The organism is Mesorhizobium sp. A623 (assembly GCF_054489405.1).
Genome location: NZ_JBTMXB010000057.1, coordinates 1 through 16949 on the forward strand (window position 1 = coordinate 1; position 16949 = coordinate 16949).

Below are 16949 nucleotides of genomic sequence, written 5' to 3' on the forward strand. Positions count from 1 at the left end.
TCGCCCATATCCGCATGCTCACCAGACGCCTTGCAAGATATGGATGTAGTTGAAGCCTTTTCGAGTCCGACTCTGAGCTTGCGCGATCTGGAAGAGATGATGGCCGAGCGCGGCCTGAACGTCGATCATTCGACTGTTCACCGCTGGGTCGTTCACTTCTCGCCTCAGCTTCTGGAGCGCTTCAACCGGCGCAAGCGTGCCATCGGCATCAAGTGGCATATGGACGAAACCTACATCAAGGTGCGCGGTCAGTGGACGTATCTTTACCGTGCCATCGACAGTGTCGGCGACACGATCGAGTTCTTGTTCAGCGAAAACCGTGACCTGCTGGCAGCCAAACGCTTTTTTCGGAAGGCATTCGCGCGCCACAGCTGACCGGAGCGCATCGTCATCGACGGCAGCCAGACCAATCACGAGGCTATCATCTCCTGTGATGCCGAAAACCGTCTGCGGGATCGGTCGCGACGTTCACTAAAGCCGATCCGTATCCGAAAGAGCAAATACTTCAACAATCGGATCGAACAGGATCACAGGCGCATCAAGCGCCGCATACGACCGATGCTCGGCTTCAAGTCGATGGCAAGCGCTGAGATCATTCTCTCCGGCATTGAGATGGTGCACATGATGCGCAACCGACAGGCGAGGTTTGCCTACAATCTACGTCCGTCAATCGCCGAGCAATTCGAGATCCTCACCGCCTGAGCCCTGCGCACATAGCTCCTCTCGTGACCAGCAGCAGGATTTGCGACAGAACCTCTGGAGGAACTCGCCGATCACGACCGCCTCCATTTCGGCAGTCGCGGCGAAGCAATGCGTTGGACAGTTGCGGCGTCGTCGCAGGCCACGGTTCAGATCGTGGGGCCGGGACACGTAACTCCGACAGTGCTGAGGCGATCCGCGACATGGTTGTCGCGGGCTTCGGCATCGCCCATCTTCCTCGGTTTCTCGTGGCCGACGATCTAGCGACCGGGCGCCTCGTTGCGGTTCTCATCGGTCATCCAATGCGTGAAGTGCCCATCTCCGTCCTTTACCCGAATCGACGCCACCTGCCAGCTCGGGTCCGTCTGTTCATCGACCGATTGTCGCAGAACCTCGAAGACGAATGACCGCTTCTGGCGAAATCGTGTTAAGTGTCGAACAACTGGAAAGAGGCCTAGGGCGGAAGGGCGGCTTTCCGCGCTACTCATCCCAAAACCGCCCGGTTCCGATAGCCGCTCTTGGCGCCAAGTTGCCCTCAAAGTGGCGAGTTTGAAACCAACACAGTAGCTTTCGAATGCTCACGTTTCGTGCGCCGAAAGTCGCATAAAATTGCAGTGTAGAACCTGCGATACGTAGCTTGTGGAACTGAACGCTACGCACGACAACAGCCCCGGCTGCGGCGGTAGAGACGAAGGCGTTTGGCAACGTGGCAATGGGGGCTAATCGTCCCCCTATCGGCCCGGCCTTGGTGCGCCTGATGCAGGCGCACCACTAAAGTCGAGAAGAAAACGACCATCGAAATAACGACCAGTGATTTGACGCGCTGCTCACAGGCCGCGTGCCTCGCAGTCTGCAACTTGTATCCGACAGCGCGATCACGCCTTCGGAAGTAGCGAACCTATCGATGTTTACGGAGTTCAACGACATCCTCGATGGGAATCCGGATCGAACACCTGACCCCTTCAGGATGGAAATCCAGATCCGCGCCACCGTTGGGAGAATATTGCAGGCTTCGCCCGATCACGGTTCGCCCGAAGCCCTTTCGTTGAGGTTCCTTTACTGGCGGCCCGCCGCTTTCGATCCAGTCCAGCTTCAAGGACTCGGTATCCCGCTGCGCGTGCAAACAAAGCTTGCCAGTCTCCGTTGAAAGGACTCCATATTTGACAGCGTTGGTCGCCAATTCGTGAATGGTCATGCCCAGCGCGATGGCTGCGCGGGGTGTGATCCCGATACCGAGTTGTTCAAGCTGAACACGGCTATTGTCGAGTGAGACAAACGGCGCCAACTCGGTTTTGACGACATCCGCGACGGTCAGGTTTGTCCATGCTTTGTCCGCCAGCAGATTATGAGTGGCGGCGAGTGATTGAATGCGCCCGGAAAACGACTTGTGAAAGCCTTCCAAGGTATCTTCCTTGGAAAGCGTCCGGTTGGATATGGACAGCACCAGGGCCAGTGTATTTTTGACGCGATGGTCAAGCTCACCCATCATCAGCAGTTGCTGCTTTTCCGTGACCTTGCGCTGCGACAGGTCAACTAGGGTGATGACGCAACCGTTGATTGCTTCTCCTTCATGTGTAAGGGGCGCGGCGCTGATCAAAACGTCCTTGACGCGCGGCGCATCCGGCGCATGAGCTTCGATGCCCTGCAAAGTCCCTCCGTTCACAACCGTGGAGATCAGATCGTCGGAATTCGCAATACCGGAGACCGCCGGAAACGTCAGCTTTACGGCCTCGCCAAAGAGTTCACCGATGAGTTCGCCCTCGCGGATGGCGAGCATGGCGGCATTCACATGGGTTATCCGGCCATCGTTGTCGCACACAACCACGGCTTCGTTCGCCGAGGCGATGATGGCGCGGGCAGCTCGCTCCGAAGCCGAACTCTTTTCCGCCCGCACGCGGTCGGTCAGATCGGTCAGGGTCAGCGCGAACCCTGACACGACTCCGGTGTTGAACGGTGCCGCCGAGACCAGGAAAAACTGCTTTTCCCCCTCGTTTTCCAGCGAAATCTCCGCCGTCTGCTTTTCCGTTCGTGCATCCTCCAACAGGTCCCCAATCGTCGGACGAACCGTCCCCGGCAGGACGTCGAGCAAGGACTCTCCCTGGCACGCCGACAAAGGCTTTCCCAAAAACTGGCAGAAGACGGTGTTGGCATAGAGCACTTCGCTATGCGCGCCCAAGGCCGCTGCGCCGTGGTCCATCGTTTCCATGAAGGCGCGGTACGAATCGTCCCAGCCTTGCAGGGAAAAGACCTCCTCCGTCATGGCCCGGCGGATGACGAGGGCGTCGACTTCGCCTTCGCGGATTGCGCGCAGTGTTTCCTCGGCCTCATTGGAAGGGCCTGCGTGATGGCCACTTCCTTTGACGGGGTCACTCATGAGGAATGCCGCTCATATCGAGGTGGACGAGCACCTTTTGCGTGTCCGAAAGATCACCGATGATCTTGCGGATCGGCACGGGAAGCTGGCGCACCAATGTGGGGATCGCCACGATGCCGTGCTCGCGCGCGAGCATCGGATTCTGCTTCAGATCGACCACTTCGACGATATATTGGGCATCCAGATGCTCCGCGCAGATGCGCTTGAGGTTGGCGATCGCCGCCAGCGACTTGGGTGTCTGACCGGCGACGTAGAGCACCAACTTGCGTCGGTTGCTGTCTTGCTCGGTCATTTTGATTTACGTTTCTTCACTGGGGCGCCGTCATCCTTACGGCTGCGGCGCATTTCACTCTCGTCGATATCGAGTTGCGCCAGATAGGCAGTCTCGGTTTCGATCATGCGCTCAAGTTCCATCTCATCGGACGTAAGATCGGTCTTAAGCAATTCGATCTGCGCTTCGAGTTTCCTGCGACGATGATCGAGTTGCTGCTGCAAGCGGGAAAGCTCGGCAGCGCGGACAGTCTTCTCGCGGTTGGTCTTTGCCTCGAACGCACGCCGCGACGAACCCGTCAACGCACCGCCCTCTCCGAGATACGGTTCGCGCAATTCGATGCCTTTCTCGCTCATGGCGAACTCGCGCACCTGATTGGAATGCTGCATGCCGCGCGCCTTGAGCAGATAAAGTTCCCGATTGAATTCGCCGTTGCTCTCTCTATTAAGCAGCAATATCCAGGCATCCATCATCGAAGATAGGCCAGCTTCGGTTTGCGTCTCCTCGCCCTTGGCGTGTGCCAGATGCGTGAAGACCGCGGTGATCCCCTTCGCCTTAAGAAAATCGACCATGCGCAGGAGCATGGCCTGCACTTCCGTCGTATCGTCTGGCGCCACAAAAGCGGAGACAGGATCGAGCACGACAAGCTTCGGCTGAAACTTGACGACTTCCCGAACCATGATGGCCAGATGCATCTCCAGTCCATAGAGCGTCGGCCGAGCCGCCACATAGCGCAGCAAATCCTTTTTCATCCACCGCTGCAAATCGATGCCGATGGAGCGCATGTTGCGGGCGGTCTGGAGCGCCGATTCTTCGAATGAAAAGTACAGCGCCTTTTCGCCGCGCTGGCACGAGGCATCAATGAAGCTCGCGGCGGCCGAACTCTTGCCGGAGCCGGCGACACCGGAAATCAGGATACTCGAGCCGCGATGGAAGCCGCCACCGCTGAGCATCGCGTCAAGATCGGAGATGCCGCTGGATATGCGTTCGTCGGAAACCGTGTGATTGAGCCCGATCGAACTTATCGGAAGCACGCTGAAACCATCCTCGTCGATGAGGAACGGGTATTCATTGGTTCCGTGCGCCGTGCCACGATATTTGACGATCCGCATACGGCGCGTCGAAATCTGGTTCTCCACCCGGTGGTCGAGCAGGATCACACAGTCCGAAACGTATTCTTCAAGGCCGCTGCGGGTAAAAGTCCCCTCGCCACGCTCGGCGGTTATAACGGTGGTCAGTCCGCGCTCTTTCAGCCAGTCGAACAAACGGCGGATTTCCGCACGCAGGATTGCCGGGTTGGTGAAAGCGGAGAACAAGCTCTCTATCGTATCGAGCACGACGCGCTTGGCGCCGACCTGTTCGACCGCCATCTGGAGCCGGATAAACAAGCCCTCCAAGTCGTATTCGCCGATCTCGGCCAGTTCTGCTGGATCTATGGCGATGTGTTCGATGTAAATCTTGTTGTCCGCGATGAGCTTGTCGAGCCCGAAACCAAGCGAAGCAACATTGTTGATGAGGTCGATCGGGCGCTCCTCGAAGGTGACGAAGACGCCCGGCTCGTCGCACTCACGTGCTCCATGCACGAGAAACGTAGAGGCAAAGAGCGTTTTGCCACAACCCGCCGCGCCGCAGACAAGCGTTGGCCGGCCAGTCGGAAGGCCGCCCAAGGTGAGGTCATCGAATCCGTCAATTCCGGTAGGGGATCTCGAAATGCCATAAGCATCTGCCATTGAGGCACGACTTTCGTCTGATAAGTTGCATCACCCTTAGAGAAGGACGGTTCGCTTGGCAACAAATCAGCCTCGCGGAAGAGGCTACCGGCCCTAACGATACAGGGATCGCTAATATTCGTCTGCTTGGTCGTCTAGGACCAACCGACTTCAGCGATCGGGCGTGGTATGCGGGCGATCGCTGAACTCGGTTGTAAAGGTCCCATTCCTGATTGGTTCTCATGAACGAAAGTGCCCGACGCCTCTGTCAAGGGACGTCGGGCACTTTCGGATGTCGATTGCTCCTGGGTTGAACCGATCAGTCTAGCCAGGTCTGGCCGCCATACCAGTCGTCGACATCGCGTTTTGCGAGGTCTTTCTCGATGCCGTACCGCTCCTGAATCTTGCCCTCTAGCTGATCGCGCCGGCCTGCGATCTGGTCAAGATCGTCGTCGGTCAGTTTCCCCCATTGTTCCTTGACCTTGCCCTTTACCTGCTTCCAGTTTCCTTCGACGCGGTTCCAGTCCATGGTTATCTCCATAAGGCGGGGATCGCCTATGAGAGAAACGCCCGACCTGTCTTTTTGTTCGCTTGGAATGTCAAAGAATTGGATTTATCGGACGATACCTAGAGAACCCGCCGCCACGGGTTTACGCCGCAGTAGGCGGCCCGAACCAAGTGCTTAGCGCCTCGGCGATCCCCTGCGAGGCTTGGTCTCCAACCCATGCCACATAGCCGTCAGGTCGGACCAGCACAACGGTGGGCGCCGTTATCGCCCCAAGCGCAGGAAGCTCCCACGGACCATCGTATCTGGCGTCGGCCAACTGAACCCGACCCGCCCACGGCGTGATGTCGAGCGCGGCCGGCTCACCGAAGTTGAGGAGCACCGGCCGGGCGTCATGCAGCAGGCTGAAGACCCGTAGTGGGCCGTTGGCAGTAACGATATCGAGGTCGGGCATGCGGCGTCCGAGCAGGGGATGTCCCTTGCCGAGATCGTAGTGAATGTCGAGCCCCGACATCATCGCGGCAAATCGCTGGCGCGGCCCGTCCATGCAGAGCAACTCGGCCATCGTGTCACGCACGGCCTTGGTGCGATCGTCATCGCGGCGCAGCGCGACTGAGGCCATGGTGTTACGCAACACGCGGGCAGCGATAGGGTGGCGCTCAGTGTGGTAGGTCTCGAGGAGGCTTTCTGGTGACGTCCCCTTGACCACCTGGGCCAGTTTCCATCCGAGGTTGACCGCATCCTGCACGCCGGTCTGGAGACCCAGCCCACCGTCCGGGGGATGTATGTGGGCGGCGTCGCCCGCGATCAGTAACCGTCCCTTGCGGTAGGCCGCGGCCTGCCGGGCCGTATCGGTGAACCGGGAGATCGAGGTGGGGCTATGGACCCCGTAATCGGTCCCATAGACGGACACGAGCACTTCACGAAGGTCGTCGAGGGTGGGCTCAGTGGTGGCTCCGATCTGCCGTTCGGTCACAAGGACGCGCACCGGCCCCTTATCTGCGTAGATGATCTGGCCGTCGCGGATCTCGTATTTTACGCGGCCGAGGGAATGGATGCCGATCTCGTCACGACGGGTTCCCCATTCCGGCGGCGGTTCGGCCAACTCGACCTCAGCGATCAGATTGCTGGTCGTCGGATCCGATCCGGGGAACGCAATGCCGGCGGCCTTGCGGACCAGACTGCGACCGCCATCGCACCCGACGAGATATTTCGACCGCAGCGACGAACCATCGCTGAGGTCAATATCGACGCCGGAACCGTCCTGCGCGAAACCCGTCGCCTCAATGCCGCGATGGATCGGCACCTTGAGTTCGTCGACCCAGCCGGCCAGTATCCGCTCGATGCGGTTCTGCCACAGCCCGAGCCCGTAATTGTGCCTTGTGGGAAGGGCACTGATGTCGAACGTGATCCCGGCGAACCCATAGGGCTGGGCCTTCTGCCCCTCCGCCAGGAATCGGTCGACGATGCCGCGTTGATCCAAAATCTCGAGTGTGCGCGCGTGAAGCCCACCCGCGCGGGAGCCGGCGAGTTCCGGGCTGACGCGCCGCTCGACAATGGCGACGTCGACGCCTGCCAGTGCCAACTCGCCTGCCAGCATCAGCCCGGTCGGGCCTGCGCCAACGATCACCACCGCAAGCTCGCTCATCGCCACACTCCGGTCGGCATCATCGTAGGCATCTCTTCTGGCCCTCTTCAGCCATTAGTTAATGGATAAAACGCGATCCACCAATTCCTGAACTTGACTGCCTCGTCACCAAGTACAGAGAGGGGCCTGACAGGCATTACGGCCACAATCCGGTTTGGAAGATTTCACGACCGCGCTTTGAATTCTTGAGTATCTGTCGAAAGAGAATACGCCTGACGGCGCGGATTTGTGCCTTTGTAGGGGAACAATCGCACCAACATCGTGTTACATCAGATACGCCGGCTTGCGAACGGAGCCACGGGGAAATTTCATGGACGAGGCCGAGATGGCTGATGATGTCGCAGGCATGGCAAACCCTCGGCGGACAGACTCCATACAAAGCGAATTCAGCTACGAAGATTTCTTCGAGAATGGCATCGTGGCACTCCATGTTGTTGGTCCAGATGGCGTTATACAGCGCGCGAACAAGGCTGAGTTGGAGCTTCTGGGATATGGGGCCGACGAATACATTGGGCATCACCTTGCCGACTTCTACAGCGATCGTCATGTTCTCGACGAAATTTTGACCCGCTTGAAGCGGGGTGAAAATATCCACCGCCACCCGGTGCGGATGCGCGCCCGTAACGGATCCATCAAACATGTCCAGGTGACGTCGAGCCCCCAATTCCAGGATGGCATATTTATCAGTACGCGCGCTTCACCGTGGACGTTACCGATCTGGAGGTTAAGAGGTGGTTCGTGAAATCTGGACATCGGTGATAAGTGGAATTCTGCCTGAGATCGGCATGATGCCGTGAACAGGAGAGACCATGACCAGACGACCGCGCCGGAACCACAGCCCGGCCGTTAAGGCGAAAGTTGCGCTTGCCGCGATCAAGGGCGAGAAGACGCTGTCCGAGTTGGCCGAGCAATATGACATCCACGCCAATCAGATCACGTCCTGGCGTACGCAGCTTCTGGAAGGGGCTGCCGAGGTCTTCGGCGGCGACAGCAAAGCCGAAGCGCCGGCACCGATCGATGTGAAGGAATTCCACGCGAAGATCGGAGAGTTGACGCTCACGAACGATTTTTTAGCCGGCGCGCTCACCAAGGCGGGATTGCTGAGCGCAAAACGATGATCGACCGTCAGCACCTTTTGCCCGTCAGGAAGCAGGCGGCGGCGCTCGGCATCAGTCGGGGGAGCGTCTATTATCTGCCGCGACCGGTTCCCCCTGCCGATCTGGCGTTGATGCTTCGGATCGACAAGTTGCATCAGGATTACCCGTTCGCGGGCAGTCGGATGATGCGCGACTTTCTGGTTCGCGAGGGCTTCGATGTCGGCCGGCTACATGTGGCGACGCTGATGAAGCGGATGAGAATCGTAGCGATCTATAGGCGGCCGAATACATCGAAGCCGGCTCCGGGCCACAAGATCTGCCCGTATCTGCTACGCAAGCTGCCGATCACTCGGCCTAACCAGGTCTGGGCGATCGACATCACGTATGTCCCGATGGCGCGCGGCTTCGTCTATCTCGCGGCCGTAGTCGATTGGTTCAGCCGCAAGGTGCTGGCCTGGCGGTTCTCGATCACCATGGACGTGGCGTTCTGCATCGAGGCTGTCGAGGAGGCGTTGGCAAAATACGGCAAGCCCCATATCTTCAACTCGGATCAGGGAAGCCAATTTACCAGCATGGCCTTCACTGACGTGCTGAAGAAGCACGAAATTGCCATCAGCATGGACGGCAAAGGTGCCTGGCGGGACAACGTGTTCGTCGAGCGGCTCTGGTAGACCATCAAACACAAGGAGGTCTATCTGCGAGCGTATGCCAGCGTGCCGGAGGCGAGGGCTTCGCTCGGACGATACATCGACCACTTCTACAACGCCCGCCGACCCCATTCGAGCCTTGATCGGCAGACACCGGACCAGGCTTACTTCAATGCGCTGTCATCAATCCCGATGGCGGCTTAACTAGGCAGAAACCCACTTAGCGATACCTCAGAAACTGTTCAAACAAACCGAGCCACCTCTTCATTGAGGTCGCTTCGCGGCTTGAATCGTCGTGAAAGCGTATAGCTAATGACGACGGTTGAAGCGGCATTCGGCGTCGAAGCATAGACGAGTTGCCACTGCGAGCCGTCGATCTCGACAAGATTCCCGACAAGGTCAGCGAGACGATCGAGATGGCGGTGAGCAACGCGACGCATCTGGCGCGGCTACTGCTGCAATCGACCTATCCCGGCGTATCCTGACGGCGGAACCTTTTCCACCTTAGCGAGTTCGCGCTTGAGGCCATTGTGCGGCGCAGACGTGGGGGTTTCCATCGGACGAGCAACGCTTCCAGACGTAACCCGATACCCTTACGTCGCCCCGATCCTCTCGGGGATGGCGTTCCTGTCCGGCTGCGCCGGACCGCAATCCTCCCTTGTGCCGGGCGGAGCCGAAAGCGAAGAGGTCGCCACGCTGTTCTGGGCGATGGTCGCTGGTGGCGCGGTCATCTGGGCCGTCGTGGTTGGCGGGTTCGTGTTTGCTTCGCGCCGGCGCAGCGCGTCGATCGGCGAGGCGGCCGCGCGCCGCTTCATCATCTGGGGTGGCGTGGTCTTTCCGGTGGTCACCCTGCTTCTGCTGCTGTCCTACGCCCTGTGGCTGATGCCTGGGCTGAGGCCGTTTGCAAACGCTGGCGAGCCGGCATTGCGCATCGAGGTCACCGGCAAGCAGTTCTGGTGGAAGGTCGTCTATCATTTGCCCGGTGGCGAGACGGTCTCGTCGGCGAATGAGATCAGGCTGCCGGTCGGAGCGCGCGTTGCGTTTGCGTTGAACAGCGACGATGTCATCCATTCGTTCTGGATTCCAGCGCTTGGCGGCAAGATGGACATGATCCCCGGTCGGACCAACCGCCTGTCGCTGCTGGCAACGAAGACCGGAACATACCGCGCGCCCTGCGCCGAATATTGCGGCACGTCGCATGCGCTGATGGCGTTCGCGGCCGTGGCGATGGAGCGGGGCGAATTCGACGCATGGATCGCCGGCGAGGCGAAGCCGTCCGCCGGTGCGACTGCCGGTGAGGAGGCGTTCCTGCGCAATGGCTGCGGCGCCTGCCACCGGGTCGACGGCACGGAAGCGCAAGGGACGCTCGGCCCCGACCTGTCGCATCTCGCCTCCCGCCTGACGCTGGGGGCTGGAATCTTGCCGAATACGGAAGAGACGATCTCGCGCTTCATCGCCGCGCCGGACACGATCAAGCCCGGATCGAAGATGCCGGCGTTCGGCATGCTGCCGGAAGCGGAGATCGCGGCGATCGCCGCCTATCTGAAAGGGCTGCAATGACCGAGCCGGCGCCCCGTTTGCCCGACACCGAGCGCCTGGCGCAGGAGGAGCAGCTGCGCACCGTATGGGCCGCGCCAAGTGGCTGGCGCTACTGGACCAGCGTCAACAACACGCAGATTGGCCTCTGGTACGCGGGTGCGGCCTTCGCCTTCATGCTGTTCGCCGGCGTGCTGGCGCTGATCGTGCGCCTGCAACTGGCGGTGCCGGACAACGACCTCGTGTCTGCCGATTTCTACAATCAGGCCTTCACGCTGCATGGCACGGTAATGATGTTCCTGTTCGCCGTGCCGATCTTCGAGGCGGTGGCGATCTTCCTGCTGCCGCCGATGCTGGGCGCGCGCGAACTGCCATTCCCACGGCTAGGCGCGTTCGGCTTCTGGAGCTTCTTAATCGGTGGTGTCTTCGTCTGCGGTTCGATCTTCTTCGATGCGGCGCCTTCGTCCGGCTGGTTCATGTACCCCCCGCTCGCCACCGACAAGGAGTTTTCCGGCATTGGCGCCGACATCTGGCTGCTTGGCCTCTCCTTCATCGAGGTGGCCTCGATTGCGGCGGCCGTCGAGCTGATCGTCGGTATAATGAAGTGCCGGGCGCCAGGCATGCGCATCAACCTGATGCCGCTGTTTGCCTGGTACCTGCTGATCGTCGCCGGGATGATCCTGTTCGCCTTTCCCCCGCTGATCGCCGGCGACATCCTGTTCGAACTGGAGCGGATGTTCGATTGGCCGTTCTTCGACGCGACGCGCGGCGGCGACCCACTGTTGTGGCAGCACCTGTTCTGGATTTTCGGCCACCCCGAGGTCTACATCATCTTCCTGCCGGCGATCGCGCTGATGGCGATGATCGTGCCGACCTTCTCGCAGCGGCCCATCGTCGGCTACTCGTGGATCGTGCTCGCCGCGGTGGGCACCGGCTTCCTGTCCTTCGGACTGTGGGTTCACCACATGTTCGCGACCGGCCTGCCGCAGATTTCGCTCGCATTCTTCTCCGCCGCATCCGAGGCGGTGGCCATCCCGACCGGCGTGCAGATCTTCGTCTTCCTCGCGACGATGCTGGCCGGCCGGGTGATCTTCTCGACGCCGATGCTGTTCGGCACCGGCGGCATCGCGATCTTCATCATCGGCGGTCTGACCGGCGTGATGGTGGCGCTGGCGCCGTTCGACTGGCAGGCGCACGACACCTATTTCATCGTTGCGCACCTGCACTACGTGCTGATCGGCGGCATGCTGTTTCCGATCATCGCCGGCATCTATTATTATTACCCGCTGATCGGCGGGCAAAAACTGTCGGACCGGCTGGGAACGCTCGCCTTCTGGCTGATGTTCGTCGGTTTCAACGTCGCCTTCTTCCCAATGCACCTGACCGGCCTCCGTGGCATGCCGCGGCGGGTGTTCACCTATCCGGACGAGCTCGGCCTCAACCTGCTCAATCTGGTTTCCACCATCGGCGCATTCATCGCCGCCGCCGGCGTGCTGGTGGTGGTGTTCGACGTGCTGCGGCCGAAGCACAGGCAGCCGAAGGGCGAGGTCAATCCCTGGAACGCCGGCACGCTGGAATGGATCAACGAGCCGGAGGAAAACTGGGGCGTCCGGTCGATCCCAATGGTCTCCAGCCGCTATCCGCTGTGGGACCAGCCCGACCTGTCGCGCCAGGTGAACGACGGGCAATGGTATTTGCCGGACGCCAGGGAGGGCCGGCGCGAGAGCATGATCACCGGCGTGCTCGACGCCGAACCAATCCAGATCCTGCGCGTCGGCGCGACATCGATCGGCAGCATGGTGGCGGCTGCGTCGCTCGGCGGCGTGTTCGTGGCGATGACCTTCCACTGGTGGGCGCTGACGATCGGCTTCGGCGTGCTGACCTTCGGTGCGATCATCTACTGGCTCTGGACGCACACGGCGGAGATTCCCGAGAAGCCAGAGAAGGATGCCGGGCTTGGCCTCAGCCTGCCACTCTACGCGTCAGGACCAGCGTCGGTCGGCTGGTGGGCGATGTTCATCACCATGATCGGCGACGGCACGGCGTTCGGCAGCCTCATCTTCGGCTACTTCTTCTACTGGACGATTCATTCCGACTTCACCGCGGGCATTCCCGGTCCGGGCCATGTCTGGCCGATGATCGCGCTTGCGCTGTTCGCCGCCGCCTGGGCCGCGACGGTGGCTGCGCGCGAACTGAACAACGCCGGCCGGATTTGGGGCATGCGCGGATCGCTTGCGGCAGCGACCGTGTTCACCGTCCTCGCCTCGCTCGCCGGCTTCAACGGCCCGTGGTCGCACGCCATGGACCCGACCGCGCATGTCTATCCGGCGATCGTCTGGGTGCTGGTGATCTGGACGCTCGTCCACGGAACGGTGGGCGCAGTGATGCAACTCTATTGCCTCGCCGGCAGCTTTGCCGGACGGCTGACGCAGGCACATGACATCGATATCCACAATGTCGCGCTCTACTGGCATTTCATGCTTGTCACCGCCTTCACGACCTTCGTGGTCGTCGGCCTGTTTCCGCTGGCGGGCTGAGATGCGGATCGTCCCGAAAGAGATCGAGACGCTCTGGACGCTGTTCACCGCGCCGGTGATCTGGGCGCTGCATTTCCTGTTCTGCTACGTCACCGTCGCGATCTTCTGCGCCAAGCAGGCGGAATTGGATGCGAGCCTCGAAGCCGTCCGCATCGCCATCGCGGCGGGTACGTTGGTGGCATTGGTGCTGATCGCGCTGTCCGGCTTCCTCGCCTGGCGGCAATGGGGATTCGGATCGGACGAGCCGCCGCATGACCATCCAACCCCGACCGACCGCCGGCATTTTCAAGGTTTCGCCACGCTTCTCCTGTCCTGTCTCAGCTTCGTCGCGGTGATCTTCGTCGCGCTGCCGGCACTGTTCATCGCGGAGTGCGTGCGATGAGGCGCGTCTCGCTTATCGCGGGCCTCTTCCTGCTGGCGCTGATCTGGCTCGGTCCCCTGCTGGGCGACTGGCGCCAGTCGTTCACCGCTCACATGCTGGCGCATATGGGCGTCGTGGCGATCGCCGCGCCGCTGATCGCCATCGGTCTCCCGGACGCGATCTGGCGCAGGCTCGGGATGCATTCGCTCGCCGCCTTGCCGGTGGTCGCCTCGCTGCTCGAACTGCTGATCGTCTGGGGCTGGCACGCGCCGGCCGCGCGCGCCCTGGTCGAGCGTTCGGGGTTGGCGGGCGTTGCGGAACAGGCATCGTTCCTTGCGGGAGGACTGCTGCTCTGGATCGTCTGCATCGGCAGCGAGGGCGCGAAGAGTGCACTGTCCGGGGCGTTCGGGCTGCTGCTGACATCGGTTCACATGACGCTGCTCGGCGCGCTGCTGGCGCTCAGTCCACGGCCGCTCTATGGCCTCGGCGACGTGACCTGCTTCGGCGTGACGCTGACGGCGGCGCAGGACCAGGAACTGGGTGGCGTGGTAATGCTGCTGATCGGCGCGGCGGTTTATCTGGCCGGCGGCGTCGCGCTGCTGGCGCGCGCGCTGCGCGAACCCGCGAGGGTGGCGACATGATGCGCATCCACTGGAAGCATATCGCAATCACGCTGGCGATCCTGCCGATCGCGGGGCTGATCTTCGCCTGGATCGGCTTCTTCAATGTCGGCGCGTCGAGCGGGCATTGGAAGATCACCGACTGGTTCCTGCATTTCGCCATGCGCTCGGCGGTGCGCACCTATGCGCTCGCGGTCGATCCGCCGGAGCGCCTTCCGAACGAGTCGATCCAGCCGGCGGCGGGCCACTACGCGCGCGGCTGCGCGATCTGCCATGGCGCGCCGGGCGAACCGCGGACGCAAGTCATGATGCGGATGCTGCCGCAACCACCGGACCTGCGCGGCAAGGTCTCGGAATGGAACGACGCCGAACTGTACCGCATCGTCATGCATGGCATAAGGTTCACCGGCATGCCTGCCTGGCCGACGCAGGACCGCGGCGACGAGGTCTGGGCGATGGTCGCCTTCCTGCGCGACCTGCCGTCGATGGACGCGGCGCAGTATCGCAACCTCGCCTATGGCGGCGAGCCGCCCGAACTGCACCCGACAACGCTAGACGCCGCCATCACCGAGTGCAGCCGGTGTCATGGAGCGGACGGCGTCGGACGCAGCCCGATGACGCCGCTGCTGACCGGGCAGAGCGAAGCCTATCTGCTGGAAAGCCTGCGCGCCTATGTCGACGAGCGCCGCGCAAGCGGGATCATGGGCGTCGCGTCCGACGCCGTCGATCCCGCGCTATTGCCCGAACTGGCGCGGTACTTCGCGGCCCTGCCGCCGACCCTTGGTGTAGCGACGGGCGCAGATGACGAGTCTAGAGGCGCAGAGATCGCCCGCGCGGGTATCCCGCGGGACGGCGTGCCGGCCTGCCTCGGCTGTCACGGGATGGAAAAAGCGAACCCGCTCTATCCACGCATCGCCCGGCAGAAGGCGGAATACATCGCCAGCCAGTTGCACCTGTTTCGCTCCGGCACGCGCGGCGGCACCCCCTTCCATCACCTGATGGCGAATGCCGCAAAGGGCCTGACAGACGCGGATATCACCGCACTTGCCGACTATTTCTCCGCTTTGCCCATCTCGCCCGCAACTGAAGTGGACGGGCGGCGTTAAGCCATATCGCCGTGTCTTGAGGAATTTCCCATGAAAACGCTGCTTCTTGCCCTTCTCGCCGTCATCGTCGTGGTGGTGGTTGCCGGCGCGGCGGTGTTCTTCCTGTCACGCGAGGAAGCGACCGTGGCGATCGAGGACACCTACGGTCCAGATCCCGTGCTGGCGGAGCCGAATCCGACGCTGTTGCCAACGGTCCATGTCGCGAAAGCCACGCCCTTCCCGAACGGGACGATGCCGACCGCGGCGTCGGGCTTCAAGGTCAACGAATTCGCCGCCGGTCTCGACCATCCGCGCATGATCCATGTCCTGCCGAACGGCGACGTTCTCGTCGCCGAGAGCAACAAGCCGGAATCGAAGCCGCCAGAAGGGAAGGAAGGCGGTTTCAGCATCCGTGGCTTTTTCATGGGCGTCTTCATGAGCAAGGCCGGCGCGGAAGTGCCGAGCGCCAACCGCATCTCGCTGCTACGCGACCAGGACGGCGACGGTGTCGCGGAGACAAAGACTGCGTTCCTGACTGGCCTGAACTCGCCCTTCGGCATGGCTCTTCTCAATGGCAAGCTTTACGTCGCCAACGCCGATGCAATCGTGGCGTTTCCCTACACGGACGGTGCGACGGAGATCACCGCGCCGGCCGAGCACATCGTCGACCTTCCCGCACAGCGCAACCATCACTGGACAAAGGACGTCATCGCCAGCGAGGACGGCACCAAGCTATATGCGACGGTCGGCTCGAACTCCAATATCGGCGAGAACGGCATGGACGAGGAGGTCAACCGCGCCGCGGTGCTGGAGATCGATCTCGCGACCAAGCAGAGCCGGCTGTTCGCGTCGGGCCTGCGCAATCCGAACGGCCTGTCGTGGAATCCCGAGAGCGGCGAATTGTGGGTCGCGGTCAATGAGCGCGACGAGATCGGCAGCGACCTCGTGCCCGACTACATGACCTCAGTGAAGGACGGCGCGTTCTATGGCTGGCCGTACAGCTATTACGGCCAGCATGTAGATGCACGCGTCCAACCGCAGGACCCGGCGCTGGTGGCGAAGGCTCTGAAGCCCGACTATGCGCTCGGGCCGCACACGGCATCGCTCGGCCTGACCTTCAACGAGGGCGACCTGCTGGGCGCAGACCTAAAGAACGGTGCCTTTGTCGGCCAGCACGGTTCGTGGAACCGCATGCCGCGCAGCGGCTACAAGGTGATCTTCGTGCCGTTCAGCGGCGGCAAGCCGGCCGGCCCTCCGCGCGATATCCTAACGGGATTCCTCGACGTGCGAAACGACGTGGCGCTCGGCCGTCCGGTCGGCGTGAAGATCGCCGCCGACGGCGCGTTGCTGGTTGCCGACGATGTCGGCAACAGGATCTGGCGCGTCACACCGGTTGGGAACTGAACTGCATCTCAGTCGACACACCATCTTTGATTCTAGTGCTCTTGCGCCTACTCCTCCTCCAAGAGCAGGCGATGTACGTCGCGATCGAGCGCGCCGTGTTCACGCCGGGCGAAGCCGACACACTTCGGAGTCCATGGCCACTTTCAAGTTCACGGGCGGTGTCAGTGCGTTTAAGACCAAGCTCATCCAGGGCATGGTCGACCGGGGGTAAGAACCCGCCTTCGCGGAGAAGACGTTCTCACAGTTTGAATATCCGGCAGCTACGGCTTTCCGGAAACCTGTCGCAGAACCAAGTGTAGCCATAACCGTCGGGATGGGCGCCGCGATATTCCTGCCAAAGCAGCGTCAGCGTCACGCCCTTGCGCTTCAGTTCTCTGAGCACTACTTTGGTAGAATCGTGATTTTTGGGATTCCCATGGCGCTGAATGCGTGATTCATGGGGAGCCAGCTTTGATG

Annotated in this window: 14 protein-coding genes and 4 pseudogenes; 12 read left to right on the top strand and 6 right to left on the bottom strand. The window is 61.4% G+C overall.

Translation table 11 applies throughout. From position 1 onward, the window contains the following. Window positions 1-39: 39 nt before the first annotated feature. Window positions 40-702 (top strand): annotated as a pseudogene (locus ACX3P1_RS26310) (IS6 family transposase). 23 nt (window positions 703-725) lie between these two features. After that, on the top strand, window positions 726-1106 hold the full coding sequence (locus ACX3P1_RS26315; RefSeq protein ID WP_459082506.1) for a LysR substrate-binding domain-containing protein: 381 nt from the start codon (window positions 726-728) through the stop codon (window positions 1104-1106). Between the two features lie 491 nt (window positions 1107-1597). Here ACX3P1_RS26315 and ACX3P1_RS26320 read toward each other — a convergent pair whose 3' ends face one another. The 5 genes from ACX3P1_RS26320 to ACX3P1_RS26340 form a co-directional block, all read right to left on the bottom strand. Then, window positions 1598-3073 (bottom strand): HWE histidine kinase domain-containing protein, encoded by a 1476-nt coding sequence (locus ACX3P1_RS26320; protein ID WP_459082507.1) that lies wholly within the window; start codon window positions 3071-3073, stop codon window positions 1598-1600. After that, window positions 3066-3365 (bottom strand): circadian clock KaiB family protein, encoded by a 300-nt coding sequence (locus ACX3P1_RS26325; RefSeq protein WP_459082508.1) that lies wholly within the window; start codon window positions 3363-3365, stop codon window positions 3066-3068. Before ACX3P1_RS26325 ends, ACX3P1_RS26320 begins: the two co-directional genes overlap by 8 nt. Continuing rightward, entirely contained in the window at window positions 3362-5074 is a 1713-nt protein-coding gene (gene kaiC, locus ACX3P1_RS26330) for a circadian clock protein KaiC (protein WP_459082509.1), read from the bottom strand. Before kaiC ends, ACX3P1_RS26325 begins: the two co-directional genes overlap by 4 nt. A gap of 298 nt (window positions 5075-5372) precedes the next feature. After that, entirely contained in the window at window positions 5373-5582 is a 210-nt protein-coding gene (locus tag ACX3P1_RS26335) for a CsbD family protein (protein WP_459082510.1), read from the bottom strand. 121 nt (window positions 5583-5703) lie between these two features. Continuing rightward, complete coding sequence (locus tag ACX3P1_RS26340) at window positions 5704-7206, bottom strand: FAD-dependent monooxygenase (protein ID WP_459082511.1); 1503 nt, start codon at window positions 7204-7206, stop codon at window positions 5704-5706. A 310-nt stretch (window positions 7207-7516) separates the two neighbouring features. On the opposite strand from ACX3P1_RS26340, the gene ACX3P1_RS26345 reads away from it, so the two are divergent. From ACX3P1_RS26345 to ACX3P1_RS26390, 10 genes and pseudogenes are all read left to right on the top strand, one after another. After that, a complete protein-coding gene (locus tag ACX3P1_RS26345) occupies window positions 7517-7948 on the top strand; it encodes a PAS domain S-box protein (RefSeq protein WP_459082512.1) in 432 nt (143 codons plus the stop codon). A gap of 67 nt (window positions 7949-8015) precedes the next feature. Next, window positions 8016-9154 (top strand): annotated as a pseudogene (locus tag ACX3P1_RS26350) (IS3 family transposase). A gap of 152 nt (window positions 9155-9306) precedes the next feature. After that, window positions 9307-9435 carry a hypothetical protein gene (locus tag ACX3P1_RS26355; RefSeq protein WP_459082513.1) on the top strand — a complete coding sequence of 43 codons (129 nt, stop codon included), beginning with the start codon at window positions 9307-9309 and terminating at the stop codon, window positions 9433-9435. A gap of 58 nt (window positions 9436-9493) precedes the next feature. Then, the gene (gene coxB, locus ACX3P1_RS26360; protein WP_459082514.1) at window positions 9494-10510 is read left to right on the top strand and encodes a cytochrome c oxidase subunit II; all 1017 of its coding nucleotides are present in this window, start codon (window positions 9494-9496) and stop codon (window positions 10508-10510) included. Next, complete coding sequence (gene ctaD, locus ACX3P1_RS26365; RefSeq protein ID WP_459082515.1) at window positions 10507-13023, top strand: cytochrome c oxidase subunit I; 2517 nt, start codon at window positions 10507-10509, stop codon at window positions 13021-13023. The genes coxB and ctaD overlap by 4 nt, the downstream gene beginning before the upstream one ends. 1 nt (window position 13024) lies before the next feature. Beyond that, a complete protein-coding gene (locus tag ACX3P1_RS26370) occupies window positions 13025-13405 on the top strand; it encodes a hypothetical protein (protein WP_459082516.1) in 381 nt (126 codons plus the stop codon). Next, window positions 13402-14025 (top strand): cytochrome c oxidase assembly protein, encoded by a 624-nt coding sequence (locus ACX3P1_RS26375; protein WP_459082517.1) that lies wholly within the window; start codon window positions 13402-13404, stop codon window positions 14023-14025. The genes ACX3P1_RS26370 and ACX3P1_RS26375 overlap by 4 nt, the downstream gene beginning before the upstream one ends. Continuing rightward, window positions 14022-15110, top strand: a complete 1089-nt coding sequence (locus tag ACX3P1_RS26380) for a c-type cytochrome (RefSeq protein ID WP_459082518.1) — start codon at window positions 14022-14024, stop codon at window positions 15108-15110. The genes ACX3P1_RS26375 and ACX3P1_RS26380 overlap by 4 nt, the downstream gene beginning before the upstream one ends. 30 nt (window positions 15111-15140) lie before the next feature. Then, entirely contained in the window at window positions 15141-16493 is a 1353-nt protein-coding gene (locus ACX3P1_RS26385) for a PQQ-dependent sugar dehydrogenase (protein WP_459082519.1), read from the top strand. A 5-nt stretch (window positions 16494-16498) separates the two neighbouring features. Beyond that, window positions 16499-16772: pseudogene (locus ACX3P1_RS26390) on the top strand (OB-fold nucleic acid binding domain-containing protein); the annotation flags it as partial. Here ACX3P1_RS26390 and ACX3P1_RS26395 read toward each other — a convergent pair. Further along, window positions 16768-16949, bottom strand: a pseudogene (locus ACX3P1_RS26395) (IS21 family transposase); the annotation flags it as partial. The pseudogenes ACX3P1_RS26390 and ACX3P1_RS26395 sit on opposite strands and share 5 nt — an antisense overlap.